We start from the raw sequence: 26703 nt of genomic DNA on the forward strand, positions 1-26703 counted from the left end.
ACTCCCGGCGCTTACCGCGCGGAAGACATCGATCACATGCGGAGAAAAGCCGAACCGTTCAAGAATATCAATGGCACATGGTGGGGCGGATATGGCCTTTTCCGCCATGGTCATAAGAAAAGGCCGCCGAGGAGTGCAGGGGCGAGGCGCCATGGCCGCGATTCCCCGTCCTCGCAGGTGGCGGAATCCGGTCTCCCGCCACAAGGGCCGGTGGGAGGAGGATGGAGGCCGGGCTCAAGGGGGGACGGCCGATGACTCGCTCGACGCTTCCGCGTTCGCCTCGCTCCATGGGCCCCATGGCCGGAATGTGGTGGTACGCCTACGTCCTCCTGGCCGGGACCCTCGCCTTCGGCGCGGGCTGGGCCGTGGCCCGGCCCGCCGGAGCCGTCGCCGGCACCGCGGCGGCGGTCGCCGTCACGGCGGTGGCGGGCTGGTGGGCGCCTCCTCCTCTCCCGGCACGCCGCCGGACGCCGCCGCCTCGCCGGGACCGGACGCCGCGTTCCCCCCGGTAGCGGTCCAGCCGCCCCGGAGCGGCGGTCTGAGCCAGGCCCGCAGCCGGGCCGTCAGCAGGACGCCGGCCCCGCAGCCGGCGACACCGAACCAGCCGTAGGGATTCGGGATCAGCACCAGGACGACGACGGCGAGGAACCCGCCCAGCACCATCGGCGGAATGGTGACCACCCACAGGAGGTGCACCGTGCGCGCCCGGAACGGCAGTACGTGATGAATGATCTCGTTGCAGATGTGGACCCAGGTGTCGACACCGGAGCGCTTGTCACGTGCTCCCATGCCCGCGCACCTGCCCCCGTACCCGGTACCGGCGGCTCCCGCCGCCGGTGAAGATCCCCGGCCTGTCCATGAGTCACCTCAGTGATCAATCGTCAGGAACCGCGGCCGCCTCGTGGCCGCGGGCAGCGCCTTGCCTCGTCGAGGTCGACTCGGTACGGCCGGTGACCCGTCTCCGGGCCCGGGGGTTCGGCCGTCACACCTGTCGTGTCGCGTCTCTCGGTCGTCCGTCGATGCCGTTCATCCCGCCGCCTGCTGCTCCCCGCCCGTGGTCCGGACCACGAGGTCCTCGCTCACCTCGCCGGAGTGCGCCGCCACCTGCCGCAGGACGGTGCTCATGTCTTCCTTGAGTGCCTGGTCCTCCAACGCCCAGAAGCCCTCCAGGTACCTTCCGGTGATCTCCGGGTCGTTGCTCGCGTAGGAGTCGCCGCGCGCGTTCTCCAGATAGACGGAGTCGGGCATGCCGTCCTCGGAGAACTCGAACAGCGTGTACGGGCCCAGGAGCCCCTGGTGGGCGCCGACGCTGAACGGGAGGATCTGGATGGTGATCCGGGGGCGGGAGGCGAGGTCGGCCAAGCGCTCCAGCTGGTTGCGCATCACCCCCGGCCCGCCGACCTGACGGCGGATCACCGATTCGTCGAGGACCATGAAGATCTGCGGGCCCTCGTCCCCCTCCAGGAGTTCCTGGCGGGCGAGGCGGGCCTCGACGAGCCGGTCGAGCCGCTCCTGGGAGATGCCCCGGGAGGTCTCCTTGGACAGGGCCCGGATGTACTCCTCCGTCTGGAAGAGACCGGGGATCACGAAGAAGTGAAATCCCCGGATGATCGAGGCGGAGGCTTCCAGGGCGAGGAACGACAGGAACTCCTTGCCGAAGACGTCGCGGTACTCGCTGAAGGGCATCTTCCGGCTGCCGCGGGCCAGTTGCAGGAGTTCCTCGGTCTTGCGGCGGTCGGTGATGGCGTACTCGGCCAGCAGCGCCTTGAGGTCGTTGACCGTGATGGCGACTTCGCCGGCCTCGATTCTGATCAGCTTGGAAGGGCTCCACTCCATCGTGTCGGCGACTTGGCGCTGAGTCAGACCGGCCCGGGCACGGGCTCTGCGGAGTTCCGTCCGCAACCTCAGACGCTGAACGGCTGCGCTTGGCGTGCTCACGATCGCCACCTCCGCATGCCGATAGTCCTATGTGCAATATAGCAGATTGCGGCAGTTCGCAAAGAAGCCTCACCTTCGGTGGAGCGCACTCACATATCCGCAGGTCACCGTGTGTCGACGGAAATGACCGGCGTCAGTTGGCCAGGTCGGATGTGCGAGCTCGCAGTATGGGATGTCGCCGATGGACCGGCACTGTGATGCGGGACACCGTACCGGATCTGACGCCATGGGATGTCACGCTCGCGTGCATGCTCCTCCGTGTGACGTTCAGGAGGGGCGTCGCTGACGGGCCGCCGGCCGCCGGCCGCTGTCCGCCCGGAACGTCCCTCGGATCGGCGGCTTGGTGTGCCGCGGTGCGGTCCCGGTGCGGTCATGAACGTGTACCAAGCCTCTCCCGCGTCTGACCTGCCCCTCCGTGGGGTCCCTAAGGTGTGCCGCACCGGCGCCGCCCCGGGAACCGGGACACCGGGCGCCGGCCAGTGAGGGGGATTGTCATGCGAAGACGAATCGCCGCCGCCGTGACCGGCGCCATGGCCCTGTCGGTGCTGGGCGCGCCGGCCGCCCGGGCCGACCTGTCGAGCCCCGCCGTGATCACGGGCGGGAGCGTCAACTCCGGCCGCGACCTCGTTCTGGGCCCGGACTCCCGGACGAGCTTCGAGGTGTCCTTCACCGCGCGGGACGACTCCGGGATCAGCGCGGACCATGCCGAGGTGAACCTCCTCGGCCCCAACGGGCACCGGCTGCAGGCGGACCCGGTCTCCCGGCCCGTCTGTGCGCCGGTGAACTCCACGACGTCGACCTGCCGCTTCACCGTCACCGTGGACACCGGCAGCGCGCGTATCGACAACAGCTGGGCCGGCACCTGGCGGCTGTGGGCGCTGGCGGTCCCCAACGACTGGAATCCCGCCACCGGAGAGGGACTCGTCACCCGGAGCGGCTTCGCGAGCGTGCGGATCAAACGGAAGTCCACGCTCACGATGGATGCCGCCCCCGAGCCGGTCGCCGCGGGCCGCCCGCTCGCCATCCTCGGGGCGCTGCGTTTCGCGGACTGGGGGAGCGGCGGCTACACCGGCTCCGCCGGGCATCCGGTCCGGGTCGTCTTCGCCTCCCCCTCCAGCCCGCTCTACCGGTATGTCAAGGATCTGGAGACCGGCGCCAACGGCTGGGTGCTCACCACGGTCCTCCCGGACGCGGACGGCTCGTGGTGGCTCGCCTACAACGGTACGGAGAGCACCTCCTGGGTCTACTCCGCCGACGACCATGTCGACGTGAGGTGACCGGCGCCCCGGCGCGTGCGGTGACTCCCCGCGCCGGGACGGCCCCGGCCGGAGCGCCGCGCTCCGGCCGCCGGCCTTGCGCCGTACGGCGTCACCTGGGACGGCCGGAACCGATCCCATACCACCCTTCCGGCATATTTATGTTGAAAAAGGACCGGAGGGAGGAAGGACAGTCGGCACAGGAGTTGAACACGAGCCGGAGAGAAGAGCCCCCACCATGGCTACGCTGTGCAGACCCGCGGTGTCCGTGCCCGAGCACGTGATCACGCTGGAACAGACCCTGGATCTGGCGCGGTCGCGACACGCGGACCACCCCGGACTCGGACTCGCCCTCCGTCTGATCGAGAACACCGGGGTGCGCCGGCGTCATCTGGTGCGGCCGATCGAGGAGACCCTGCGGCATCCCGGCTTCGAGGCGCGCAACGCGGTCTACGAGGCCGAGGCCAAGGCGCGGGTGCCGGACGTCATCCGGGAGGCGCTGCACTCCGGGGAGGTGCGCGTCACCGACATCGACGCGATCGTCTTCGTCTCCTGCACCGGCTTCACCATGCCGTCGCTGACGGCCTGGCTGATCAACAGCATGGGCTTCCGCGAGGACACCCGCCAGTTCCCCATCGCCCAGCTCGGCTGCGCGGCCGGCGGCGCGGCCGTCAACCTCGCCCACGACTTCTGCGCCGCACACCCCCGGGCCAACGCCCTCATCGTCGCCTGTGAGTTCTGCTCGCTCTGCTACCAGCCGGACGATCTCGGCATCGGCAATCTGCTCTCCAACGGACTGTTCGGGGACGGCATCGCGGCCGCCGTCGTCCGCGGCCGCGGCGGCACCGGCATCAGCCTGGAACGCAACGGCTCGTACCTCATCCCCGGCACCGAGGACTGGATCGCCTACGACGTCCGCGCCACCGGCTTCCACTTCAAGCTCGACAAGCGTGTGCCCGGCACCATGGAGCCCCTCGCCCCCGCACTCCGCGACCTGGCCGCCGACCACGGATGGGACGCCTCCGGCCTCGACTTCTACATCGTCCACGCCGGCGGCCCGCGCATCCTGGACGACCTCGGCAAGTTCCTCGACGTGCCCGCCGACGCCTTCCGCTTCAGCCGGGCCACGCTCACCGAGTACGGCAACATCGCCAGCGCCGTCGTCCTGGACGCCCTGCGGCGGCTCTTCGACGAGGGCGGCCTCCCCGACTCCGCGCGCGGACTGCTCGCCGGATTCGGGCCGGGCATCACCGCCGAGATGTCCCTCGGCCGCTGGACCTCCGCGGACGGCGGCCCGGAACACGGCCGCCTTCTCGTGAGCGGGGCCGCCCGGTGACCGCCGGGACGGCTGCCGGGACGGCCACCGGGACAGCCTCCCCCGACGGGCCCCTGCCGCCCGTCCGGTTCTGGCCCGCACTCGACCACTTCGGCGTCGACTTCGATCCCGTCATGGCCGAACTGATGCGGGAGGGCCCCGTCACCCGGATCCGGCTGCCGCACGGCGAGGGCTGGGCCTGGCTGGTCACCCGCCACGAGGACGTCCGGATGGTGACGAACGACCCGCGCTTCAGCCGGAAGGCGGTCGTGGGACGGGACATCACCCGGCTGGCCCCGCACTTCATCCCCGCGAAGGACTCCGTGGCCTTCCAGGACCCGCCCGACCACACCCGGATCCGCCGTGCCGTCGCCCCCGCCTTCACCGCCCGGGGCGTCGAGCGGCTGCGGGACCGGGCGCGGGAGACGCTCGACGGGCTCGTCGCGGCCGTGCTGCGGGACGGCCCGCCCGCCGACTTCACGGAGCGGCTGCTGGCCCCGTTCCCGCTCGCCGTCATCTGCGAGCTGATGGGGGTGCCCGCCGCCGACCGCGCCGACGTGCACCGGTGGACGGCGCTCATCCTCGCCTCCGGGGACAGGGAGAGCAGCGAACGGGCCAAGCGGGAGATGCACGGCTACTTCACCGGGCTGATGCGGGAGCGGACCGCCGGGGACGGCGAGGACGTGACCGGACTGCTGGGCGGAGCGGTGGCGGCGGGGGAGGTCCCGGAGTCGGCGGCCGCCGGTTTCGCGGTGCTCCTCCAGATCGGCGGCGAGGCGGTCACCAAGAACTGCGGCAACATGCTCTACATCCTCCTCACCCACCCCGGCCACCTGGACCGTCTGCGGAGCGACCCCGCCCTGCGCCCCTCGGCCGTCGACGAACTGCTGCGCTACATCCCGCACCGCAACGCGGTGGGACTCTCCCGGATCGCGCTGGAGGACGTGACCGTCGGCGGGGTCCGGATCCGCGCCGGGGAACCCGTCCACGTCTCCTACGTGGCCGCCAACCGCGACCCGGACGTCTTCCCGGAACCGGACCGGATCGACCTCACCCGCAGACCGAATCCGCATGTGGCCTTCGGCCACGGACCGCACTACTGCGTAGGGGCCCTGCTCGCCCGGATGGAGACCGAACTGCTCGTCTCGGCCTTCCTGGACCGCTTTCCGCGGCTGCGCTTCGCCGTCCCGGTGACGGAGCTGCGCTGGCAGCGCGGCGCGCTCATCCGCGGGCCCGAGGCCCTGCCCGTGACGTGGTGAGGGGCGGACGGGCCGTCAGAACACCGGACGTGGCTCTCCGCTGACGTGCCGGGATCCGCGCGGACGACGGCGGCCCTCCCGCGTCCTGCCCCGACTGCCGTCGGCGGGCAGGCTGTCGGCGCTTCCCGGGAGACGGTCCGCAGAACGCGGGCCACGGAGCCGGAGAACGGTCACCGCACCGAGGTGACCGTTCCACCGGTGACCGGCGCGTCCCGCATGTGCTCCCGTACCGCGGGTAGCCGATGCCAACGGATGGCGACGACCCTGGGGGTGGCGCGGTGGCCCGCGTGATGTTCCGCAAGGCTGAGAGGGACCGGAAGGACGGCGGCGGGGCCGGCGCGGCTCCGCCGCCGGCCGAGCGGCATGCCGGCCCCTCGGGCCTCGTCCGGGCGGTGGCGGTCCTGGTGGCCCTCGGCGCCATGGTCGCGTTCGCCGTCGTCCTGGCACGGCTGACCCTGGAGCCCTCCGCGGCCTCCGAGGACCTGATCCACAGCAACCTGCGGCCCGGCGACTCCATCCGCAACTACCTCGAACAGCCCGCCTTCCAGGACACCGTCAAACAGATCGGCGGGAACATCCTGCTCGGCGTCCCCTTCGGCATCCTGCTGCCGGTGCTGCTGCCCAAGGCGCGGGGGCTGCTGCGCGTCGCGGTGGTCACGGCGCTGGTGATGGTGCTGGTGGAGCTGGTGCAGGGTTCGCTGGTCCGGGGCCGGGCCTTCGACATCGACGACGTCATCCTCAACACGGCCGGGGCGCTGCTCGGTTACCTGGTCATCGGGCGCCGGCTGGGCCGTGCCGTGCACCCGCGCCGCCACCACTGGTGGCACCGCTGGGCCGGCGGCCCCGCCCGCGCGTCCCGTACACCCCGCACGTGAACCGGACGGGCGCTCCGTCCGCTACGGCGCCCGGTGGTTGAGCGGGTCGTCGAAGAGCTGGCTGAAGGCCAGTTCCGCGGCGCCCACCAGGACGGTGTCGTTGCCGAGCCGGCAGACACGGAAGCGGACGTTCTCCCGGGCGGCGGCGAGGGTGTGGGTGTTGATGCTGCTGCGGATGTGGGCCGCGGCGCCGAGGTAGATGTCGGGCAGGGTGCCGCCGAAGATGACGGCGGCCGGATTGTAGAGGTTGACGAGGTTGGCGATGCCGATGGCGAGCCAGTCGCCGACGGTGTGGAGGGCGGACCGGGCGGTGACGTCGCCGCGGTCGGCGGCCTCGATGATGGTGCGCACCGCCCGGCGGCCGGTGGTGGCGGGGACGTGGCCGGCCGCGTCGAGAAGGGCGTTCTGCCCGGCCTCGGCCTCCAGGCAGCCGCGGGCGCCGCAGCCGCAGCGCCTGCCGCCCCGGGGATTGACGATCATGTGGCCGACCTCACCGCCGTAGCCGCTGCTCCCGCGCAGCAGCCGGCCGCCGGTGATCACACCGCCGCCGATGCCGATGTCGCCGTGGAGGTAGATGAGATCGTCCAGGCCCGTCCCGGCGCCGCGGAGGTGTTCGGCCAGCGCGCCGAGGTTGGACTCGTTGTCCAGCAGCACCGGCAGGCCCAGGCCGAGCCGGCCGGTGAGGTCCCCGCCGAAGTCCTCGTCCGTCCAGCCGATGTTGGGGGCGGAACGGACGAGGCCGTCGGGGTGGCGGACCATGCCGCGCACGGCCGCGCCCGCGCCGACGCACACGGCGTCCGGGGGCGCGGCGGCCATCATCTGCTTCGCGTGGCCGGCGAGGAGGCCGGCCGCTTCCCCCGGGTGCATGCCGATCCTCGGGTAGGTGGTCTCCCGGCGGTCGAGGAACGAACCGCCCAGCCCGATGCGGGCGGCCGCGAGGTAGTCGACGCCCACATCGAAGGCCAGCACGTACACCCGGGCGGTCTCGGGCCGGACGACCAGGGAGGGCCGGCCCGCCCGGCCGGTGTCGCGGGGGAGTTCCTCACGGACCAGACCGGCCGCGGTCAGCTCGCTGACCAGCGCCAGGATGGTGCTGCGGTTGAGCCCCATGCGCTCGGCCAGAGCCGCCCGGGAGGCGGGCCCGCCGAGGTGGATGTGGCGGAGCAGACTGCTGAGGTTCTGCCGGCGGACCTCCTCCTGCGAGGGACCGGCTTTCATGCGTGCTCCGACTTCATCGTTGAACGGCTCGTCGGCGGGACACCGCGTCCACACCGGCGGCGATGAGCAGGACGGAGCCGGTCACAGCGTACTTGACGCCCGAGCTGTACCCCATCAGACCCATGCCGTTCTGGATGACGGCGACCACCATGCCGCCGAGCACCGCGTCCACCACCCGGCCGCGGCCGCCGAACAGGCTCGTGCCGCCGATGACGGCCGCGCCGACCGCCAGCAGCAGGACGTTGCTGCCGCCGGTGTTGGGGTCGACCGAGTTGCCGCGGGAGGCGGCGATGATGCCGCCGACCGCCGCGAGGGTCGAGCAGATGACGAAGGCGGAGATCCGGATCGCGGAGACGTTGATCCCGGCCCGGCGGGCGGCCTCCGCGTTGCCCCCCACCGCGTAGATGTGCAGGCCGTAGGAGGTGCGCCGGAGCACGAACGTGCCGATGACGACGAGCACCGCGATGAGCGGCACCACGATCGGCACGCCCTTGAGCGAGTCGACCAGGACGTTGCGGCTGCGCTCCTGGTTGAGCAGGTGGACGGCGATCCCGCCGAGGACGGCGAGGGAGCCGATGCGGACCGCGAGCAGCGAGGGCGGGGCGAAGGTGAGCCCGCGGCGGCGGCGGTTGGCCGCCTGCCGCAGCTGGATGACGGCGAACGCCCCGACGCCGGCGGCCAGCAGGGCCCAGCCCAGCGCGGGGGAGAGATTGTCGTTGGCGATGGCGAGGATCGTCTTGTCGTGGATCGAGACGTTGGTGCCCTCCTTCAGCAGCATCAGCACGATGCCCTGGAAGGCCAGGAAGGCGGCCAGCGTGACCACGAAGGAGGGTATGCCGATCCTCGCCACCAGCAGTCCCAGCACCAGGCCGATCAGGACCCCGGTGAGCACGGCCGCGAGGACGGCCCCGTACCAGGGCCAGCCCATGTCGGTGAGGAGGATGGCGAGCACGGCGGCGCAGACACCGCTGGCGAACCCGGCCGACAGGTCGATCTCGCCGAGGAGGAGGACGAAGACCAGGCCCATGGCGATGGCGATGCTGCCGGCGCCCTGGGTCAGGAGGTTGGCGAAGTTGAGGTTGGAGAGGAAGACCGGCCGCAGGATCGCGAAGACGAGGCAGAGCACGACCAGGCCGAGTATGGCGGGGAAGGAGCCCAGTTCGCCGCCGCGCAGCCGGTTGACGTAGTCGCGGGCGGTGGTGCCCAGGCCGGGCGCGGCGGGGGCCGGCGGCTGCTTGGCGGGCTGCGGCGGGTCCTGGTGGACGGCGGTGGTCATGCGGTGGCTCCGTTGGTGGTGGCGAGGCCCAGATCCCCGCTGCGTCCGGCTGTGATCAGTTCCACGACCTGCGCGTGGGTGACGTCGGTGGTTCTGACCTGGGCGGCCATCCGGCCCAGGTAGAGGGCCGCGATCCGGTCGGAGACCGCGAAGACGTCGTTGAGGTTGTGCGAGATGAGGACGACGGTGAGGCCGTTGTCGGCCAGCCGCCGGACCAGCTCCAGGACCTGCGCGGTCTGGGCGACGCCCAGCGCGGCGGTCGGCTCGTCGAGGATGACGACCTTGCTGTTCCACAGCACGGCCTTGGCGATGGCCACGGTCTGCCGCTGGCCGCCGGAGAGGCTGGCGACGCGCTGGCGCACCGACTTGACGGTCCGTACGGAGAGCCCGGCGAGGGTCTCGGCGGCCATCTCCTCCATCGTCGCCTCGTCCAGGATGAGCCCGCTGCGCTTCTCCCGGCCCAGGAACATGTTCTGGACGATGTCGAGGTTGTCGCAGAGCGCCAGGTCCTGGTAGACGATCTCGACGCCCAGGGCGGCGGCGTCCCGCGGGCTGTGCATCTGCACCGGCCGGCCCTCGAAGAGGTACTCACCGGAGTCGAACGAGTGGATGCCGCCGATGCACTTGACCAGGGTGGACTTGCCGGCTCCGTTGTCGCCGACGAGCGCGGTCACCTCGCCCGGGTGGGCGGTGAAGTTCACGTCGTGCAGGACCTGCACCGGTCCGAAGCTCTTGTCGATCCCGCGCAGTTCCAGGATCGGGGTGGCGGTCATGGGGGGATGGCTCCTTGGGGTCGGGTGCCGCGGGCCCCGGCACGCGGCGCGCGGTGCGCCGGGCCGGGACCCGCGGCGGGACGGACGGACCGGGTTACTTGATGCCGGCCTCGGCGCAGAGGTCGGCGTACTTCTGGGTGCAGAGCTCCGCCTTGGTCACGTAGCCGTCGTCCACGACGTCCTTGACGTTGTCCTTGAAGATGGCCACCGGGGTCTCCAGCACCGCCGGCACGTCCCGCTTGCCCTCGGGGTCGCGGACGGTCGCGTTGGTCTCGGCCTTCTCGCCCTTGGCCAGGGAGATCGCGAGCTCGGCGGTGGCGTCCGCCTCCTTCTTGATGGCCTTGTAGACCGTCATGCACTGGTCACCGGCGAGGATGTTCTGCAGGCCCTGGACGGTGGCGTCCTGGCCGGTCACCGGGACCTTGCCGTTGCGGTTCTGCTTGCGCAGGATGGCGATCGCCGCGTTGCCCAGGCCGTCGTTGGCGGCCAGGACCCCGTCGATCCCCGGCTCCTTGGTGAGCATCTGCTCGAAGATGGTGCCGGCCTGCGCGTTGTCCCAGTCCGGGACGGACTGGTTGGGTCCCTTGACGTACTCGCCCGACGCGTACTTGGGGTCGAGGACGCCGTCGTAGCCCTCGGCGAACAGCTTGGCGTTGTTGTCGGTGGGGGAGCCGTTGAGCTCCGCGACCATCGGCTTCTCGGCCTTCTTCTCGGCCAGGCACTTCCCGAGGCCCTCGCCCTGCAGCCGGCCGACTTCCACGTTGTCGAAGCTGACGTAGTACTGGGCGGAGCCGCCGAGGGTGAGCCGGTCGTAGTCGATGGTGGCGACACCCTGCGACTTGGCCTTGTCCAGGACGGCCTTGCCGGTGCCGCTGTCCAGGTTGACGATGATCAGGACGCCGACCCCGCTGGTGATCATCTGGTCGGCGATGGTCTGGAAGGTCTGCTTGTCGCCCTGCGCGTTCTGGATGTCGTAGTCCACCCCCGCCTTCTTGAAGGCCGCGGCCAGGTACTTCCGGTCCGCGGTCTCCCAGCGGTCGGAGGACTTGCTGTCCGGGAGGATCACGCCGATCTTCGGCTTCTTGCCGTCCGAACCGGCGGCCCCGTCCGGCGAGGATTCGTCGCCGCAGGCGGTGAGAGTGGACGCGAGCAGGGTCGCCGAGGCGACGGTGAGGAGGAGTCCCTTGCGCATGAGCAGGGTCCTTTCTGGGGGTGCGACGGGACGACCGTCCGCACGGTTCTACGGGAGGCTTACGGGATGAGAAGCGCGCTCTCGACCGGTTCGCGGGTGTTGGTGGGGAACGACCCGACTGAATGTTGTGAGCGGGAACTTATGGGCCCCGCCGGGGGTGGCGCCACCCCTGGGACGGGAGAATTTGTTGGGCGCTATAACAATCAGGTGACGCAGCCGTCACCGCGGCGTGCCGCGCGCCGGTGACCGGTGGCGGTCCCGGCCCCGCCCGGACGCCCGGGGCCGGGACGGGCCGTTCGTTACGGTGGCCGTCATGTTCTCCGACCAGGGCCCGACCCTCCGCGAACTCGCCGTCCAGGCCCTCTCCTCCGTCGAGCACGGCTACGACCTGCTCGCCCCCAAGTTCGACCGGACGCCGTACCGCACCCCCGACCGCGTGCTCGACGCCGTCACCACCGCGCTCCGGCCGCTGGGGCCCTTCGGGACCGGACTGGACCTCTGCTGCGGCACCGGGGCCGGCCTGGGCGTGCTGCGCCGGGTGTGCCGGGAGCGGGTGGTCGGCGTCGACTTCAGCGCGGGCATGCTCGCCGTGGCCGGCTCCGCCGTTCCCGCCACCCCCGGCAGTCCGGCCGTGGACCGGGTGCGGGCCGACGTCCGGCGGCTGCCCTTCGCCGGGGCCTTCGACCTGGCCGTCAGCTTCGGCGCCCTGGGGCACTTCCTTCCGGAGGAGCGGCCCGCCCTCTTCGCCCGGGTGCACGCGGCGCTGCGGCCGGGCGGGGTGTTCGCCTTCCCGCTGCCGGCCCCGCCCGCGGTCGGTTCGCGGCCCTACTGGGCGCTGTGGGGCTTCGACGCCGCGATGCGTGTCCGCAACGCGCTCTGGCGGCCCCGCTTCGTCATGTACTACCGGACCCTCGGTCTCGCCGACGCGCGCGGGGAGCTGACCGCGGCCGGGTTCACGGTGGGTACGGCGCCCCTGGAGGAGCTCGGCCGGCGGCCGGACGGCAGCCCCCGCTGCCGCCTCGTCGTCGCCCGCCGGGACTGATCCCGGAGGGCCGCGGGAACGGGACAACCCGGCACGGGGGGTGTGAACGGGCCGCAACGGGGAACTCCGGCGGAATTGCGGCGCGGGGGAGCGGAGATCCCGCGCCGACGGGGCGCGGGAGTGCCCCGGCGCCGCCCGAGGAGGAGGAACCCTGTGAGAGCCGTCGTGTACCAGGAGCCGTACGACGTGGCGGTGGAGGACGTCGAGGACGCCCGGATCGAGGACCCCACCGACGTGGTCATCAAGGTGACCACCTCGGCGATCTGCGGCTCCGACCTCCACATGTACGAGGGCCGTACCGGAGCCGAGCCCGGCATCGTCTTCGGCCACGAGAACATGGGCGTCGTGCAGGAGACCGGGCCGGGAGTCGCCGGGATCCGCGAGGGAGACCGGGTCGTTCTGCCGTTCAACGTGGCCTGCGGATTCTGCAAGAACTGTCTGGCCGGCAACACCGGCTTCTGCCTGACCGTCAACGAGGGCTTCGCGGGCGGCGCGTACGGCTATGTGTCGATGGGCCCCTACCGCGGCGGGCAGGCCGAATACCTGCGGGTCCCCTTCGCCGACTTCAACTGCCTGAAACTGCCGCCCGGCGACGAGCACGAGGACGACTTCGCGCTGCTCGCCGACATCTTCCCCACCGGCTACCACGCCACCGAACTGGCCCGGGTCTCGCCGGGTGAGACCGTCTGCGTCTTCGGCGCCGGACCGGTGGGCCTGATGGCGGCGTACTCCGCGCAACTCCGCGGTGCCTCCCGCGTCTTCGTCGTCGACCGGCAGCCGGACCGGCTCCGCCTCGCCGAGCGGATCGGCGCGGTCCCCGTCGACTTCGGCCAGGGCGACGCGGCCGAGCAGATCAAGGAGCAGACCGGGGGTGAGGGCACCGACAAGGGCATCGATGCCGTGGGCTACCAGGCGACCGCGCGCGAGGGGGAGGAACAGCCCGCCATCGTCCTCAACGCCCTGGTCGAGTCGGTCCGGCCGACCGGGATGCTGGGGGTCGTGGGCCTGTACGTCCCGGAGGACCCGGGCGGCCCGAGCGAGCACGCCCAGAAGGGCGAACTCCTCTTCCGCATCGGCAAGTTCTTCGAGAAGGGCCTGCGGATGGCCACCGGCCAGGCCAACGTCAAGGCGTACAACCGGCAGCTGCGCGACCTCATCATCGCCGGACGGGCCGAGCCCGGCTTCGTCGTCTCGCACCGCCTGCCGCTGGAGGACGCCCCGGACGCCTACCGGCGCTTCGACCGGCGGGAGGACGGCTGGACCAAGGTGCTGCTCAAACCGGGACGGGCCGCCGCCTGAGGGCGCCCGGAACGACCGGGTCCTGAGCTGAACCGGGCCCCCGGAGCGGAGGGCGCCGCCGGAGCCGGCGGCGCCCTCCGGCGGGTGCGGCGCAGCCGCGCCGCCCCGGGACGGACACCGGGCGCCGGGGCCGGATCAGTCGTGGGCGAAGCGGACGTCGGGCAGGATCCGGCGCAGCCAGGCGGGGGACCACCAGGCGGCCCGGCCGGTCAGCCGCAGCAGCACCGGCAGCAGCACCAGCCGTACCAGCAGGGCGTCCAGCAGGACGGCGACGCCGAGGACGATGCCCATCTCCTTGGGCGGCAGCGGCTTCGCGAGGGCGAAGGTGAAGAAGACGGCGACCATCACCCCGGCCGCCGCGAAGATCACCCGGCCGGAGTGCGCCAGCGAGCCGACCATCGCGTCGCGCGGGTCGCCGCTCCGCTCGAAGTGCTCCTTGGCGGAGGACAGCAGGAAGACGGTGTAGTCCATGGCGATCGCGAAGATCATGGCGAAGAAGAACACCGGGGCCCAGGCGTCCAGGAAACCCTGAGAGGTGAAGCCCAGCGGACCGGCGCCCCAGCCCTCCTGGAAGATCAGCCGGGCGGCGCCGAACGCGGCACCCGTCGACAGCAGGCTGGCCAGGGTGCCCAGCGCCGAGATCAGCGGCGCCTGCAGGGCCAGCAGGAGCAGGGCGAAACCGAGGACCAGGACCACGCCGATGACCAGCGGGGCCTTGTCGCTCAGCAGCTTCTGCAGGTCGAGGTTCTCCGCCGCGGCGCCGCCCACCAGCGCCTCCTCGGGCAGGGTGGCGCGCAGGTCGTCGAGCGTCCCGCCCAGGGCCGGATCCGAGGGGCCCACCTCCGGTACGGCCTGGATCATCGACAGCCCGGAGCCGTCCGGGGCGGGCTGCGCGGGCAGGACGGCCGCGAGGCCGGGAGACCGCTCCAGCACGGCGGCGGTGTCGTTCGCCCGGACACTCGGAGTGATCACCTGAAGGGTGCCGGGGGCACCGGGACCGAACGCCTCGCTCACGGCCGCGTAACCGGCCCGCGCCGAGGCGTCCTCGTCCACCACGGTGATCGACGGCATCGCGGTGCGCAGCCCGAACACCGGGACGGCCAGCGCCACCAGGACGGCCAGCGACGCCGCGCCGTAGAGCAGCGGACGGCGCCACAGGCGCTCGCCCCAGGCGGCGAACACGGGCGAACGGTGCTCGCCCGCCTTCACCCAGGGCAGCGCCACGGCGTTCACCCGGTGGCCGAGCCCGCCCAGCACGGCCGGGAGCAGGGTCAGGGTGGCGGCGAGCACGAAGAGCACCGCGAGCATGATCCCCCCGGCCATGGACCGGAAGGCCGGCGCGGGCACCAGCATCACGGCGGACAGGCTGATCACGACGGTGATCCCGGAGAGCAGCACGGCCTTGCCCGCGGTGTCCATGGTCTCGGTGACCGCCCGGACGGGCGTGTCCGCCCGGCTCAGGGCGCCGCGGAAGCGCATCACCAGGAACAGGGCGTAGTCGATGCCGAGCGCGAGGGCGAACATCATCGCGAAGTTCATCGCCCAGACGGAGATCGGCGTCAGCTCGTTGAGCAGGACCAGACAGCCGGCCGAGGCGACCAGCCCGGCCAGGGTCAGCAGCAGCGGCAGCCCGGCGGCGACGAGTGAGCCGAAGGCCAGCACCAGGACGGCCAGCGTCACCGGCCAGGACAGCACCTCCGCGCGGATCATCGCGTCGTGATTGGCCTCGTTGAAGTCGCTCCACAGCACCGAGGAACCGGTGGCGTGCACGGTGATGCCGTTCCGCGACAGGTCCTCCAGGGGCTCCTTGAGGTCGTCGGCGGCCCGCACCATGTCGTTGGTGTCCGCGGCGGCGCCGCCGAGCACGATGGCGGTGCGCCCGTCGGGACTGACGGTGGCCCCGGGGCGCGGCCGGATCACCTCGGAGACGCGGTCGTCGGCCTCCAGCTCCCGCACGACCCCGGCGATGACCCGCCGTACCGAGGGGTCCGTCACCTGCCGGTCGGCGGAGACCACCACCTGCAGGGCGGACGAGGCGTTGCCGCCGAAGTGCTCCCGGGCGAGCTCGCGGACCCGGACCGACTCCGAGCCGTCCGCCTGCCAGCCCGCGCCCGACAGGGCCGAATTGACCTGCGGGGCGAAGACGCCCAGGGCGGCCACGACCACCAGCCAGGCGAGGAGGACGAGCCTGGTGTGGCCGGCGGCCCAGGCGCCCAGCCGGCCCAGCGGCCCCGGTCCGTGGGCCACGCCGGCACCCGGCGGCACGGGTGCGGCGTTCGGTGGCAGGGAGCTCATGTTCTCGTCCTCCGCACCCCGGCGGGCGGTGCTCCCGCGCGATGGCGTCCGGTCCTGCAGCGATGAAGGGATCACCTCTGCCTACCAGCAGGCGGACCCGGGCTCCTCCGCACGGACACCGGAGAACCACACCGAACAGCCGAACAGCCGAACACGGACGCACGGACGGCCCGCCCGGAGGCGGGGACGGCCGGTGGTCTCCCGGGCCGGCCGGCGCCGCTCAGTCGCCGCTGACGCGGACGTTCGCCGCCAGCGGGCAGAAGCGGATCGCCTCGTCGATCAGGTCCGACCGGGCGTCCCCCTCCAGCCCGGGCAGCTCGATGGTGACGTCCGCGGCCAGGGAGTAGCGCAGGGCGCCGTCGTGCTCCAGGGACACCTCGGCGGTGACGCTGCTGCCGGCCGCGTCCGAGCCGCGGACCCCGGCCGCCAGTTCGAGCGCCTGGTGCATGCACGTCGCCACGGCCGCCGCGTACAGCTGTTCGGGACTCCAGCCGGACCGTTCGTCGAGCCCACCGGGCGCCGTGGGGTTCACCACGGGCAGCGTCCGGCCCCCGTCCCCGCTCACACGGACCTCCGTCACCCCCGGCCGGGACTCGACCGCCGTGGTGTAGAGCGCGCGCTGCTGGGTCGTCATCTCTGCTCCTTCCGCCGGATGCCTCCCTCCAGTCTCGGCCGGTCCGGCCCCACCGGCGACCGCAGCCGTGGCCACCCCGCTGACCAGGGACGACAGAGGGCCGGCACGACCGGGCCACGGAGCGTACGGCCACGCGCACGGCCGTAGACCGCGCCGGGACGCGCCGGCGCCGCCGCCGGGACGCGCCGGCGGCGGCGGGAGCGCGGCGGGCGGCCACGGGCATCCGGCCGTACGCCGGATTGCCGCCCCTGCGCACCGGACACACAGTGGAGACCGGGAGCCACCGGCGCGGCGGCACCGCCCGCGCGGGACCGCACCCGCGGCCACCGGTCCTCCCCGTGCCGGCCAGCCCGCGGAGGAGAGAGACATTGCTGCATTCGGTTGTCGCGGGGGTCGACGGATCCCCGCAGAGCCTGACCGCCGCGGACTGGGCGGCGCGCGAAGCGGTGCTCCGCGGCCGGCCGCTGCGCATCGTCTGCGCCAGGGAGGCGCTGCCGAGCGACGCGGAGAAGGCCCTGGGCCCGCAGAACGGGTACGCCTGGGCGGAGGAGCGGCTGGAGCAGCTCGAGCGGCGCCTCCGCGAGCGCCATCCGGATCTGCCGGTGGAGATCCTGCGGGAGTCCGGGTCTCCCGTGGAGAACGTCCTCGGCCAGGACGCCGAGCTGCTGGTGCTCGGTTCCCGCGGGCTGACCGGCGTGGCCGGGCATCTCATGGGCTCGGTGAGTCTGGCCGTCGTCGGCCGCTCCGAGCGGCCCGTGGTCCTCGTACGGGCCGGGTACGACCCCGGTGCGCCCGAGCACGGGGCCGTCGCCGTCGGCTTCGACTTCCACCACGAGGCGGACGAGCCCGTCGCGTTCGCCTTCGAGGCCGCCGCCGCCCGCGGCGCCGTGATCAGGGCCGTCCACGTCTGGGACGCCCAGCGCGCCTACGGCTGGGCCACGATCCCGCAGGACATGGAGGTGCTCGACGAGTACGAGGCACCGGCGAGACGGTATCTCGCCGACGCGGTCGCCCCGTGGCGGGAGAGGTACCCGTCGGTCGGGATCACCGAGGAGGTGGTCCGCGGCAGTGCCGGTCCCGGTCTCATCACCGCCGGTACGGGCACCGATCTGCTGGTCGTCGGCCACCGCGTCCGCGGGAAGGGCCGCCCCTCACCGCTCGGCCACGTCACCCACGCGGTGCTGCACCACGCGCCCTGCCCGGTCGCGGTGGTCCCGCACGGCTGAGCCCCGCGGCCGGTCCACGCGCCGGGGTGCGCCGCCGCCCGGTCCTCGGTCCGGCCCCGGTACAGGCGGGCCGGTGACCTCCCCAGGTGACCGGCCCGCCTGCCGTGCCCGGCCCGGACTGCGGGGGTCCGGGCCCGTCCGGTGACCGTCCCGTCGGGCCGGGCACCGGAAGCCTTCGCCCGCCGGGGCCGTCCGCTCCGGCGGCGGGCCGTGGATCCGGACGAGACCGGCGTGCGGGCCGCCGTCCGTCCGGCGTGCGGGCCGTCCCGGGGGGCAGGTGTGGACGATACCGAAGCGCTGCGAACGGCCGTGCGACACCCCGGGGGTGCCCCCGGCCGCCGGGAAGCGGCCGCGCCCCGACGGCGGTCCTCCGCGTCCCGGACCATCCCGTCTCACCCCCGCCCCGCGCCGCGCCTCACCCCGCGCCTCGCACCGGGGCAGGAGACGCGGTCCGGGTGACACGGCCGTACCCCGGTGACGCGGCGGCCGGCGGGTGCCCGGCCGCTCCGGCGAGAGGGGCGCCGACGGCCCGTGCCGAAGGAGCCGTCCGGCGGTATCCACCCCTCCCGGCCTGCGGCCTCCGGTGCCGGGCCGGCTGACCGTCCCGCTCCGGAACGGTCGAGCGCAGGCGCGCGAGCAGCTGCTGTGACCGCGGGCCCGGGGGCCGGCGCCCACGGGCTGACCGGCGGGTCACCCCGGCCGGCCACCGCTTCCAACGCCGCGTCCGCTTTCTTCCGGCTTCCGGACGTGCGTTCCCCCGGCGCGCCTCCGGACAGGCCGGCCCGGCGGTGCGGGGCTAGCCTGGAGGCATGGCCAGGGCAGCGGTCACCCTCCTCCTCACGGGCGACGTGATGCTCGGCCGCGGAGTCGACCAGATCCTCCCCGGCGCCGGGGATCCCGCGCTGCGGGAGACGTACACCCCGGACGCCCGCGCCTACGTCGGGCTGGCGGAGGCCGCGAACGGGCCCGTCCCGCGCCCCGCCCCGTTCTCCTGGCCCTGGGGCGAGGCCCTCCGGGTGGCCGAGGAGGCCGCCCCCGACGCCCGCGTGATCAACCTGGAGACGAGCGTCACCCGGAGCGGCGCGTTCGCCCCAGGCAAGGAGGTCCACTACCGGATGAGCCCGGACAACCTCCCCGCGCTGGCGGCGGCCCGCCCGGACGTCTGCGTGCTCGCCAACAACCACGTCCTGGACTTCGGCCGCCCCGGCCTGGCGGAGACCCTCGGCGCCCTGTCCGCCGCCGGGCTCCGCACGGCCGGGGCCGGACACGACGCCGGGTCCGCCTGGCGTCCCGCCGTGGTACCGCTCGGCGGAGGCGGCCGACTCCTGGTGCTCGCCCTCGCCATGCCGTCCAGCGGAGTGCCGCCCGACTGGGCCGCGACGGAGGACCGGGCCGGAGTGGCCGTGGTGAGCGAGCCCTCCGAGGCCGCCGCGCACGCGATCACCGGCCGGATCCGGCGGGCGCGGCGCCCCGGCGACCTCGTCGTCGTCTCCGTCCACTGGGGCTCCAACTGGGGCTACGGCATCGCCCGGCAGCAGATCCGCTTCGCGCACGCGCTCGTCGACGGCGGGGCGGACGTCGTCCACGGCCACTCCTCGCACCACCCCCGCCCGCTGGAGACCTACCGGGGCAAGCTCGTCCTGTACGGCTGCGGAGACCTCGTCGACGACTACGAGGGCATCACCGGCTACGAGCGCTACCGCGACGATCTGCGGCTGCTCCACCTCGCCCGCCTGGAGCCGGACACCGGCCGGCTGACCGGCCTGCGGATGGTGCCCCTGCAGGCCCGGCGCATGACGCTGCGGCATGCCTCCCGGGAGGACGCCGCCTGGCTGCGGACCGTCCTGGACCGGGCGAGCCGCGGCCTCGGCACCCGCCTGGACCTGGACCCGCACGGGGCACTCACCCTGCGGAGCGCCTGACGTCCCGCCTGAGGACGCCCCGGTTACCGGCTCGGCGCCCGCGGCGGGGCGCTCCGAACGCGTCCGCGGCGCGGGGACGCGGAAGGACGACCGCGCCGTGTCACCGCGGCCGGTGGCTGCCGCAGGTGCCGAGGCTGCACCAGCGGCGCTGCCCGCTCCGGTCGGGAAACAGCCAGCCGCAGTCCGGGCCGGGGCAGGCGCGTACGGTGAACCGCCGCGCGTCGGCCAGGAGTTCGGCGGCGCTGCGGGCGACCGCGAGGAGGGGCAGCCGCAGACCCGCGGCGGGGGAGAGGCGCCAGAGTCCGAGCCCGTCCTCGCCGCGCACGAACTCCGCGAGCCCGGCGGCCTCCTCGGCCACGGCCGCCACCGCCTTGAAGGCCCGCACATCGCCGGGATCCGTCAGGCAGGCGTAGAGGTCCGAGCGGAACCCCCGGGCCTCCGCCAGCGCGGCCGCCGCCTCGTCCGGCCGCTGCCGGGCCCGCCCGGTCAGCCGGGTGACGAGATGATCCTCCGTCAGGTCCAGATGGCCGGCCCAGACGGCGAGCGTGCGGTAGCCGCGCAGCCACTCCGAGCCGGGCCGCCGCGGACCGCCCCAGCCGGCGTAGGTGTTGCAGAACTCCAGGGCCGGGTGGCCGCCGGTGTTCCACGGCAGCCACTCCCCGCGGACCCGCACGGCGTGGACGGGCGCGGGCGGCCGGTCCAGGCCGGGGTCGCCGCGCAGGACGCGTTCGTGCAGGCCGCGCAGCCCTTCGCCCGGCTCGACGCCGAACCTCTCCGCCAGGGCGTCGCGGGTCTCCCGGTACAGCTCCAGCGCCTCGGTCTGCCGGCCGCTCCGGTACAGCGCCGTCATCCGCCGCGCGACCAGCCCCTCCCGCTCCGGATGCTCCCGGGCCGGGGCGGCCAGATCGGCCGCCACACGCTCGTGGAGCCCCATGTCGAGCCGCGTCCCGGCCCGCTGCTCCAGCGCGGAGAGCCGCAGCTCCTCCAGTTCGCCGCCGAGCCGGTCGCGCAGCCGGTCGCCGGCGGTGCCCGCGAGCAGCGGCCCCCGCCACAGCGCGAGGGCCCGGTCCTGGAGCCGGACGCGTTCGGCGGGATCCGTCGCGGCGGCCGCCTCCCGTACGAGGCGGACGAACTCCCCGGCGTCGGTCACCGCCCCGGCGGGGTCGAGGGCGTAGCCGTCGTGCCGGGTGCCGATCCGCGGCCCGTACGGCCGGAGGGCGGCCCGCAGCCGGCCGACGTAGGTGTGGACGGTGCCGCGCGCCGAGGCCGGGGCGGCGCCGTCCCAGAGGAGGTCGATGAGGCGCTCGGTGGTGACGGCACGCCCCGGGCAGAGCAGCAGGACCGCCAGCAGGCAGCGCTCCTGGCGGCGGACGCTCCCGAGTACCGGCCGCCCCTCGTGACGGGCTTCGAAGGCGCCGAGCAGTTGGAACTCCATGACCCGGCCGACCCTAGCCGGGAGGCGGGGCCCCGCGTCACGGGGTGCGGTCCGGGGGAGGGCCGCGCGGTCCGGGGGAGGGGCGGTGTCCGCGCCGGAGGCCGCGGGCGCTCGGTGGTGAGAGTGTGGTGAGCGGCCGGGGAGAGGCTGACGGCCGAGACCTTCCGACCCGTCCCCTTCCCCAGGAGAAGCGGCCATGCGACGCACCACTCTCGTCCTGCCCGTCCTCGTCACGGCACTGCTCGGCACCGCACCGCCCGCCACGGCCGCGTCCGGCCCGGGGCCCGCCGCGGGCGCGCCCGCCGCGGCGGCGTCCGCGGTGCAGGGCACGCGCTGGGAGCCGGCGCCGTCCGCGCCGTGGGACGTTCCCGCCGGGGCCCGCTGCGACTTCCCCGTCCACGGGGAGCCGGTGGTGGACGAGGTGGTGCGGCGGGTCCTGGAGACCCGGCCGGACGGCTCCGCCAAGCGGGTCGCGTACAAGGGAGACCTGGTCATCCGGGTCACCAACCAGGAGACCGGCGCCTCGTACGACGCCGACGCGAGCGGCACCGCCGTCGTCGAGTACCGCACCGACGGCTCGCAGTTCTGGACGGTGCTCGGCCCGGTGCTCGTGGGCGTCGGCGAGAACGGCGGCAATCTGGCGCGCGGCCTCTACATCGTCGACGGCGCCTACACCCTGGAGATCGGCCCGGCCGGCTACAAGACCGTCACCATGGCGGCCGGTACGACGGACGACCTCTGCGCGCGCATCGGCTGAGGCGCAGGGCACCGCCGCAGTCCGGCGCCCCGGTACCCCGGAACGCCCGGGTGCCGGAGCGCCGGGCCGGACCCGCACCATCGGCGGCCGCCGGGAACGGGGGTTCCGGCGGCCGCCGAGGGCGTCCGCCCCGGCCGGGCGGCCCTCCGCCGCCGGCGCACCGCCGGGCGCGGGGAGCTCCGCCGCGGCGCCCGCCCCGCCGCCCGCCCTGGAAGAAGGCTCACGGACCGCCGCCACCCCCGCCCGCGTCCTCCTCCTCGCGCTGCCGGAAGCTCTGCACCAGCCAGGACGAGAACACGCCGACCACCGCACCGATCAGCCCGACGCCCACGCTCATCAGGAGCACGCCGACGAGCCGGCCGTGCAAGGTCACCGGCGCCACGTCCCCGTAACCGGTGGTGGACAGCGTGACGCAGACCCACCACAGGGCGTCTCCGAAGTTCTCGATGGTCGCCTCCCGCGCACCGCGCTCGGCGCGGTAGACGGACAGGGCGCCGACGAAGCCCAGCAGCAGCGCGGTCAGGCCGCTGTACGCCATGACCTGTCCCTCCAGGGACAGCAGCGGGCTCCGGCGCCGGCGTCGGCGCCGGTACAGATACCGGACCAGGGCCAGCGGCCGGAGCGCGGGCAGAACCAGGACGATCACGTCCAGCCAGTGCCCCCGTACGAACGTCCAGCGGTGCCGGCTGAGCGCCAGCCGCACCAGATAGTCGGCGGCGAACAGGGCCCAGGTGACGAACATGGTCATGGACCAGGCGAGCCGCCAGGCCGGTGAGGCCTCCTGGTCCAGCACCGTGAGGGTGTAGGCCGCCAGGTAGAGCAGGGAGGCCGTGATCAGCGGCAGCTGACCCCGGTGTTCCCACCGCCGTACCGCATCCTCGTCGTCCACCGTCCCAGCATCACGGGGCCGGCCGGAAGGCCCGGAGGGCGACACGGGGCGAACGGGCGAAGCGGACGCCGGCCGGAGGGACGGCCGACCGGCCTTGGTGCCGGTGTGGCGATGGTGGCGGGCCAGCCCGCGCGAGGCTCGTGTCCGTGCCCCCGCTCCTGTTCCCGTTCCCGACTCCTGCCGCTTCCCCTGCGGTCCCCCCGCTACGCGCCCGGCTGTCCGCTCGGCTGCTCCGCGGAGCAGGCCACGTCGTGGGCCGGGCGCTTCCCGGTGGTCAGGTACGTGGTCACCGCGTCGTTCGCGCAGGTGTTGGCGGCGTTCGGGTAGAGGCCGTGGCCGCCCTGGTCGGCGGTGACCATCGTGGCCCGCTTGCCGAACGCCTTCCGCAGCTTCTTCGCGCCGGCCAGCGGCGTGCCCGGGTCGCGCTCGTTCTGCACCATGAGGACGTTCGACGGACCGCGGTCACCGATCCGCACCTGCGGCTCGGTGCGCTCGTCCGGCCAGAAGGCGCAGGGTCCGATGTTGGCGGTGGACCCGCCCATCATCGGGTACTTCTCGCGGTCCACCGCGGTGTTGCGCCGGTAGACCCCGATCGCGCTCGGCCAGCGGCTGTCGTTGCAGGTCACGTAATAACGGGAGGACGTGGCGTTCTCCGCGTCCGGCGTCGGCGGACTCGGCGGCAGCGGCCGGCCCGTGTCGAGAGCCTGCCAGGTCTTCGCCACCAGGGGCATGCTGGAGTCGAGGTACAGCTTGCTGAACGTGTCCGTGCGGAAGCGCGCCCCGTCGTATCCCTGAGCCGGCTTCTTCTCCAGCCGCTCCGCCAACGCGTGGAACTTGCGCTCTACTTGCTCCCGCGTGCCGCCCAGGCCGTACTCCGGGTGCGCGGCGGCGTACTTCGCGAAGTCCGGGAACCGGTCCTCCATGCCCCGGCCGAACAGCCGCGCGGCGCTGAGGTCGTACCCCTTCGGGCCGAGGTTGCTGTCCAGCACGATCCGGTCGCTCTTCCCGGGGAAGAGCGTCGTGAAGACCGCACCGAGGTAGGTGCCGTAGGAGCCGCCGAAGTACGAGATCTTCGATTCGCCGAGGGCGGCCCTGATCCGGTCCATGTCGCGGGCGGTGTTCGCGGTGCTGACGTGCGGCAGCATCCACGAGGTCTTCGAGCCGGCGCACTGCCGGGCGACATCCCTCGCGTGGTCCGCCTCCTTCGTGACATCGGCCGCGGTCCGCGCGTACACCGGCCGGTGCTCCAGCTGCTCGGGCGTGAGGTCGCAGGTCACCGGCGTACTGCGGCCGACACCGCGCGGGTCGAAACCGATCAGGTCATACGAGTCCTGCACCTCCTGCGGCAGCCCCGAGACGGCGAGCGCGGCCGGGTAGCCGAGGCCCGCCAGTCCCGGGCCGCCCGGGTTCACCAGCAGCACGCCGCGGCGCTTCGAGGGGTTCTCGCTCGTCAGCCGGGAGACGGCGATGTCGATCTTGCCGCCGTCCGGGTCCCGGTAGTCCAGGGGGACTTCGAGCGCCGCGCACTCCAGCCGGGACATGGGGTCCTCGCCGGGCTTCTTCGGCGTCTTCGGCTCCCCGCTGCCCCCGGACTTCTGCTCCGTGTCCTTGCACGAGCCCCACCGCAGGGTGTCGGCCGTCGCCTCGGCGGTGTCCGAGATCGTCGCCAACGACACCCCCACGAGGGCGGTCGCCGCCACAGCGGAGGTGGCGATGCCGAGGGGCAGGGCCTTCGTCCGGCGCATGCGATGGTCTCCTCAGTTGTCAGTTGTCAGGTGTCGGGTGTCTGCCGGATGCCAGCCGGCTGCCGGTGTCGGATGCCACGTGCCAGGTACGCGGTGCGGCCACGGGATCAGGCGCCCGGTGCGTCCGCCCGGTGCCGGCCTGGAGCCGGAGGTGGGCGGGTAGCCGCCTCTGCCCATCGCGCATTCCGTTTTGCGTCCGGTCGATCCGGTACGTGAACGAGTCTGTTCAGCGGGCGTCGCGGACACATCGGACCGGCGTCCCGAACCGTCCTCGACCGGGGTCGAGGGGGTGGTACGACCGAGGTCGGGGGTGGGATGGACCCCGGTCCGCTGCGCGCGCCCATGCGCCTCGCGACAATTGCGGCCATGGACACGGACGAGACGCCCCGGCTCGGCGGGTGGCAGCAGGCCTGGCGGCTGGGGGCGGCCGCGGCGGCGGGCGTCCCGGTGTGGCTCTCCGCCGGGGTGCTGCTGGCGGACGGGCAGGCGGCGGAGACGGGCTCCTGGTTCGCCACCGGTGATCCGCTGGTGGCGCTCGGCTGCCTGACGCTGCTGCTGTGGCGGCGGCGGTTCCCGCTCGCCGTCGCCATGACGGTCGCGATCGCCTCGACCGTGTCCATGCTGGCCACCGGCGCGGCGCTCCTGGCGCTGACCTCGGTCTCCACGCGCCGCCGCCCGGTGGAGACCGGGGCGGTCGTCCTGGCGTACGTGGTCGCGTCTTCGCTCGCAGTCGGGCTCTATCCCGTCGAGGACGGTGACGGTGCGACCTGGCTGGAGCGGGCGGTGATCCCCGCGCTGACCGCGGGCATCGCGGTCGCCCTCGGTACGGCGGTCGGGGCGCGGCGCGTGGAGATACGGTCGCTGCGCGAGCGCGCGGAGAGCGCGGAGCGGGAACAGGCGGCGCGGGCGGCGCAGGCGCGCGCCCTGGAACGGACCCGGATCGCGCGGGAGATGCACGACGTGCTGGCGCACCGTATCTCCCTGGTCGCCCTGCAGGCCGGCGTCCTCGGCCACCGCTCCGACCTCACGCCCGAGGAGAGCAGCACGCTGCTGCGCGGCATCGCCGACGGCTCCCAGCAGGCACTGGAGGAACTGCGCGACGTCCTCGGGGTGCTCCGGGCCGGCCCGGACCGCCCGGAACCGCCGCAGCCCTCCCTCGACCGCGTCCCCGAACTGGTCGACGACGCCCGCACGTCGGGGCTGGACGCGACGCTCGCCGGCACGGTGTCGGGAACGCCGCCCGACACCCTTGGGCGGACCTGCTACCGAGTCGTCCAGGAGGGCCTGACCAACGCGGCCAAGCACGCCCCGGGCGCGGGCGTCAGCGTCACCCTGGAGGGAGCGGCCGGCGGCGAACTGCGTGTCACCGTCCGCAACTCTCGTGCCAACGCCCGTGCCAACGCCCGTACGGTGCGGCCGCCGTCCTCCGGTTTCGGCCTGCCCGGCCTCGGCGAACGCGTCACCCTCGCCGACGGGACGCTCGACCACGGCCCCGCACCCGACGGCGGATACATCCTCATCGCGCGGCTACCGTGGCCGCACCAGCCCCGGGAGAGATGAGAGACGTGGACAGCGAGCGAGAGCCGGTGCGGGTCGTCATCGTCGACGACGACCAGCTGGTACGGATGGCGCTGCGCCTGATCATCGACGGCGAACCGGATCTGGCGGTCGTCGCGGAGGCGGCGGACGGGAACGCCGCGATCGGCGCCGTGGACGAACACCGGCCGGACGTCGTCCTGATGGACGTGCGGATGCCCCGCCGCGACGGCCTCAGCGCGACCCGGGAGCTGCTTGGCCGGCCCGCTCCGCCGCGCGTGCTCATGCTCACCACCTTCGACTCCGACGACCTGGTGCTCGGCGCGCTGCGCTCCGGGGCCCTCGGCTTCGTGTCCAAGGACACCCCGCCCGCGCGGATCGTCGACGCCGTACGGACGGTCGCCGGCGGTGACCCCGTACTCTCCCCCGCGGCCACCGCGCGCGTGATCGCCGCGGCCACCGGGCCGCAGTCCTCCGGTTCCGACACCCGCACCGCGTCCCGCGAAGCGGCGCGGAAGCGCCTGGCCGCACTGACCGAACGCGAACTCGACACCGCCCACGCCATCGCGGACGGTCAGGGCAACCCGGAGATCGCCGAGCGCCTGCACATCAGCGTCGCCACCGTGAAAGCGCACACCAGCAGCCTGTTCGCCAAGCTGGCGGTCGAGAACAGGGTGCAGATCGCCCTGGTGGTGCGCGACGAGGCGGAATGACCTCCGCACCGTCCGGGAGCCGGGCTCCTCGGACAAGAACTCCCCTGGCATGGGCCTCACGCCATGGGCGTCCGCCGGCACCCCGGGATCTTCCGCCGAACCCCGTCA

At 73.5% G+C, this 26703-nt stretch carries 22 protein-coding genes; 11 read left to right on the forward strand and 11 right to left on the reverse strand.

The features are described 5' to 3' along the window. Window positions 1-414: 414 nt before the first annotated feature. On the reverse strand, window positions 415-789 hold the full coding sequence (locus tag SXIN_RS29515) for a hypothetical protein (protein ID WP_095757809.1): 375 nt from the start codon (window positions 787-789) through the stop codon (window positions 415-417). Between the two features lie 237 nt (window positions 790-1026). Next, window positions 1027-1938 (reverse strand): helix-turn-helix domain-containing protein, encoded by a 912-nt coding sequence (locus SXIN_RS29520; RefSeq protein ID WP_039820687.1) that lies wholly within the window; start codon window positions 1936-1938, stop codon window positions 1027-1029. A 494-nt stretch (window positions 1939-2432) separates the two neighbouring features. On the opposite strand from SXIN_RS29520, the gene SXIN_RS29525 reads away from it, so the two are divergent. The 4 genes from SXIN_RS29525 to SXIN_RS29540 all read left to right on the forward strand — a co-directional run bounded on the left by SXIN_RS29525 (window position 2433) and on the right by SXIN_RS29540 (window position 6643). Further along, complete coding sequence (locus SXIN_RS29525) at window positions 2433-3215, forward strand: hypothetical protein (RefSeq protein WP_157916358.1); 783 nt, start codon at window positions 2433-2435, stop codon at window positions 3213-3215. Window positions 3216-3432: 217 nt separating this feature from the next. After that, the gene (locus tag SXIN_RS29530; protein ID WP_050930720.1) at window positions 3433-4530 is read left to right on the forward strand and encodes a type III polyketide synthase; all 1098 of its coding nucleotides are present in this window, start codon (window positions 3433-3435) and stop codon (window positions 4528-4530) included. Further along, window positions 4527-5768, forward strand: coding sequence for a cytochrome P450 (locus tag SXIN_RS29535; RefSeq protein ID WP_019707920.1), 1242 nt, complete (start codon window positions 4527-4529; stop codon window positions 5766-5768). Before SXIN_RS29530 ends, SXIN_RS29535 begins: the two co-directional genes overlap by 4 nt. 290 nt (window positions 5769-6058) lie before the next feature. Continuing rightward, window positions 6059-6643, forward strand: a complete 585-nt coding sequence (locus tag SXIN_RS29540) for a VanZ family protein (RefSeq protein WP_192883644.1) — start codon at window positions 6059-6061, stop codon at window positions 6641-6643. 21 nt (window positions 6644-6664) lie between these two features. Here SXIN_RS29540 and SXIN_RS29545 read toward each other — a convergent pair whose 3' ends face one another. From SXIN_RS29545 to SXIN_RS29560, 4 genes are all read right to left on the reverse strand, one after another. Further along, window positions 6665-7861 (reverse strand): ROK family transcriptional regulator, encoded by a 1197-nt coding sequence (locus SXIN_RS29545; RefSeq protein WP_019707918.1) that lies wholly within the window; start codon window positions 7859-7861, stop codon window positions 6665-6667. A 13-nt stretch (window positions 7862-7874) separates the two neighbouring features. Then, window positions 7875-9137, reverse strand: a complete 1263-nt coding sequence (locus tag SXIN_RS29550) for a sugar ABC transporter permease (RefSeq protein ID WP_019707917.1) — start codon at window positions 9135-9137, stop codon at window positions 7875-7877. Continuing rightward, window positions 9134-9910 (reverse strand): ATP-binding cassette domain-containing protein, encoded by a 777-nt coding sequence (locus tag SXIN_RS29555; RefSeq protein ID WP_019707916.1) that lies wholly within the window; start codon window positions 9908-9910, stop codon window positions 9134-9136. The genes SXIN_RS29550 and SXIN_RS29555 overlap by 4 nt, the downstream gene beginning before the upstream one ends. Window positions 9911-10004: 94 nt before the next feature. Then, complete coding sequence (locus SXIN_RS29560) at window positions 10005-11102, reverse strand: sugar ABC transporter substrate-binding protein (RefSeq protein WP_019707915.1); 1098 nt, start codon at window positions 11100-11102, stop codon at window positions 10005-10007. Between the two features lie 313 nt (window positions 11103-11415). Here SXIN_RS29560 and SXIN_RS29565 point away from each other — a divergent pair, with 313 nt between their 5' ends. Beyond that, window positions 11416-12144: a class I SAM-dependent methyltransferase gene (locus SXIN_RS29565; RefSeq protein WP_019707914.1), complete on the forward strand. Its 729-nt coding sequence runs from the start codon at window positions 11416-11418 to the stop codon at window positions 12142-12144. A 153-nt stretch (window positions 12145-12297) separates the two neighbouring features. Then, window positions 12298-13443 (forward strand): glutathione-independent formaldehyde dehydrogenase, encoded by a 1146-nt coding sequence (locus SXIN_RS29570; protein WP_019707913.1) that lies wholly within the window; start codon window positions 12298-12300, stop codon window positions 13441-13443. Between the two features lie 135 nt (window positions 13444-13578). Here SXIN_RS29570 and SXIN_RS29575 read toward each other — a convergent pair whose 3' ends face one another. Both SXIN_RS29575 and SXIN_RS31405 read right to left on the reverse strand, forming a co-directional pair. Then, window positions 13579-15738: an MMPL family transporter gene (locus SXIN_RS29575; protein ID WP_019707912.1), complete on the reverse strand. Its 2160-nt coding sequence runs from the start codon at window positions 15736-15738 to the stop codon at window positions 13579-13581. Between the two features lie 220 nt (window positions 15739-15958). Further along, entirely contained in the window at window positions 15959-16372 is a 414-nt protein-coding gene (locus tag SXIN_RS31405) for an OsmC family protein (protein ID WP_019707911.1), read from the reverse strand. A gap of 368 nt (window positions 16373-16740) precedes the next feature. On the opposite strand from SXIN_RS31405, the gene SXIN_RS29585 reads away from it, so the two are divergent. Together SXIN_RS29585 and SXIN_RS29590 are read left to right on the forward strand one after the other, a co-directional pair. Continuing rightward, window positions 16741-17598: a universal stress protein gene (locus tag SXIN_RS29585; RefSeq protein ID WP_019706490.1), complete on the forward strand. Its 858-nt coding sequence runs from the start codon at window positions 16741-16743 to the stop codon at window positions 17596-17598. An 809-nt stretch (window positions 17599-18407) separates the two neighbouring features. Further along, window positions 18408-19520 carry a CapA family protein gene (locus tag SXIN_RS29590; protein WP_019706325.1) on the forward strand — a complete coding sequence of 371 codons (1113 nt, stop codon included), beginning with the start codon at window positions 18408-18410 and terminating at the stop codon, window positions 19518-19520. A 100-nt stretch (window positions 19521-19620) separates the two neighbouring features. On the opposite strand, the gene SXIN_RS29595 is transcribed toward SXIN_RS29590, so the two are convergent. Continuing rightward, the gene (locus SXIN_RS29595) at window positions 19621-20955 is read right to left on the reverse strand and encodes a BTAD domain-containing putative transcriptional regulator (RefSeq protein WP_095757811.1); all 1335 of its coding nucleotides are present in this window, start codon (window positions 20953-20955) and stop codon (window positions 19621-19623) included. 196 nt (window positions 20956-21151) lie between these two features. Here SXIN_RS29595 and SXIN_RS29600 point away from each other — a divergent pair, with 196 nt between their 5' ends. Then, window positions 21152-21712, forward strand: coding sequence for a hypothetical protein (locus SXIN_RS29600; protein ID WP_192883645.1), 561 nt, complete (start codon window positions 21152-21154; stop codon window positions 21710-21712). Between the two features lie 220 nt (window positions 21713-21932). Here SXIN_RS29600 and SXIN_RS29605 read toward each other — a convergent pair whose 3' ends face one another. Beyond that, window positions 21933-22601, reverse strand: a complete 669-nt coding sequence (locus tag SXIN_RS29605; protein WP_019707910.1) for a potassium channel family protein — start codon at window positions 22599-22601, stop codon at window positions 21933-21935. 203 nt (window positions 22602-22804) lie between these two features. Then, entirely contained in the window at window positions 22805-24346 is a 1542-nt protein-coding gene (locus SXIN_RS29610) for an alpha/beta hydrolase (protein ID WP_019707909.1), read from the reverse strand. A gap of 366 nt (window positions 24347-24712) precedes the next feature. On the opposite strand from SXIN_RS29610, the gene SXIN_RS29615 reads away from it, so the two are divergent. Continuing rightward, window positions 24713-25906 (forward strand): sensor histidine kinase, encoded by a 1194-nt coding sequence (locus SXIN_RS29615; protein ID WP_019707908.1) that lies wholly within the window; start codon window positions 24713-24715, stop codon window positions 25904-25906. Then, window positions 25903-26595 (forward strand): response regulator transcription factor, encoded by a 693-nt coding sequence (locus SXIN_RS29620; RefSeq protein ID WP_420341078.1) that lies wholly within the window; start codon window positions 25903-25905, stop codon window positions 26593-26595. Before SXIN_RS29615 ends, SXIN_RS29620 begins: the two co-directional genes overlap by 4 nt. Window positions 26596-26703: the final 108 nt, after the last annotated feature.

Source organism: Streptomyces xinghaiensis S187 (assembly GCF_000220705.2).
In the GTDB taxonomy this organism is placed as follows: Bacteria; Actinomycetota; Actinomycetes; order Streptomycetales; family Streptomycetaceae; genus Streptomyces; species Streptomyces xinghaiensis.

What these genes read in the sequence shown, in the direction of transcription:
- SXIN_RS29560 (WP_019707915.1), bottom strand. Translation starts at nt 11,102, where the DNA reads ATGCGCAAGGGACTCCTCCTCACCGTCGCCTCGGCGACCCTGCTCGCG.
- SXIN_RS29590 (WP_019706325.1), top strand. Translation starts at nt 18,408, where the DNA reads ATGGCCAGGGCAGCGGTCACCCTCCTCCTCACGGGCGACGTGATGCTC.
- SXIN_RS31405 (WP_019707911.1), bottom strand. Translation starts at nt 16,372, where the DNA reads ATGACGACCCAGCAGCGCGCGCTCTACACCACGGCGGTCGAGTCCCGG.
- SXIN_RS29550 (WP_019707917.1), bottom strand. Translation starts at nt 9,137, where the DNA reads ATGACCACCGCCGTCCACCAGGACCCGCCGCAGCCCGCCAAGCAGCCG.
- SXIN_RS29615 (WP_019707908.1), top strand. Translation starts at nt 24,713, where the DNA reads ATGGACACGGACGAGACGCCCCGGCTCGGCGGGTGGCAGCAGGCCTGG.
- SXIN_RS29525 (WP_157916358.1), top strand. Translation starts at nt 2,433, where the DNA reads ATGCGAAGACGAATCGCCGCCGCCGTGACCGGCGCCATGGCCCTGTCG.
- SXIN_RS29565 (WP_019707914.1), top strand. Translation starts at nt 11,416, where the DNA reads ATGTTCTCCGACCAGGGCCCGACCCTCCGCGAACTCGCCGTCCAGGCC.
- SXIN_RS29600 (WP_192883645.1), top strand. Translation starts at nt 21,152, where the DNA reads ATGCGACGCACCACTCTCGTCCTGCCCGTCCTCGTCACGGCACTGCTC.
- SXIN_RS29530 (WP_050930720.1), top strand. Translation starts at nt 3,433, where the DNA reads ATGGCTACGCTGTGCAGACCCGCGGTGTCCGTGCCCGAGCACGTGATC.
- SXIN_RS29575 (WP_019707912.1), bottom strand. Translation starts at nt 15,738, where the DNA reads ATGAGCTCCCTGCCACCGAACGCCGCACCCGTGCCGCCGGGTGCCGGC.
- SXIN_RS29545 (WP_019707918.1), bottom strand. Translation starts at nt 7,861, where the DNA reads ATGAAAGCCGGTCCCTCGCAGGAGGAGGTCCGCCGGCAGAACCTCAGC.
- SXIN_RS29515 (WP_095757809.1), bottom strand. Translation starts at nt 789, where the DNA reads ATGGGAGCACGTGACAAGCGCTCCGGTGTCGACACCTGGGTCCACATC.
- SXIN_RS29595 (WP_095757811.1), bottom strand. Translation starts at nt 20,955, where the DNA reads ATGGAGTTCCAACTGCTCGGCGCCTTCGAAGCCCGTCACGAGGGGCGG.
- SXIN_RS29620 (WP_420341078.1), top strand. Translation starts at nt 25,903, where the DNA reads ATGAGAGACGTGGACAGCGAGCGAGAGCCGGTGCGGGTCGTCATCGTC.
- SXIN_RS29555 (WP_019707916.1), bottom strand. Translation starts at nt 9,910, where the DNA reads ATGACCGCCACCCCGATCCTGGAACTGCGCGGGATCGACAAGAGCTTC.
- SXIN_RS29540 (WP_192883644.1), top strand. Translation starts at nt 6,059, where the DNA reads ATGTTCCGCAAGGCTGAGAGGGACCGGAAGGACGGCGGCGGGGCCGGC.
- SXIN_RS29610 (WP_019707909.1), bottom strand. Translation starts at nt 24,346, where the DNA reads ATGCGCCGGACGAAGGCCCTGCCCCTCGGCATCGCCACCTCCGCTGTG.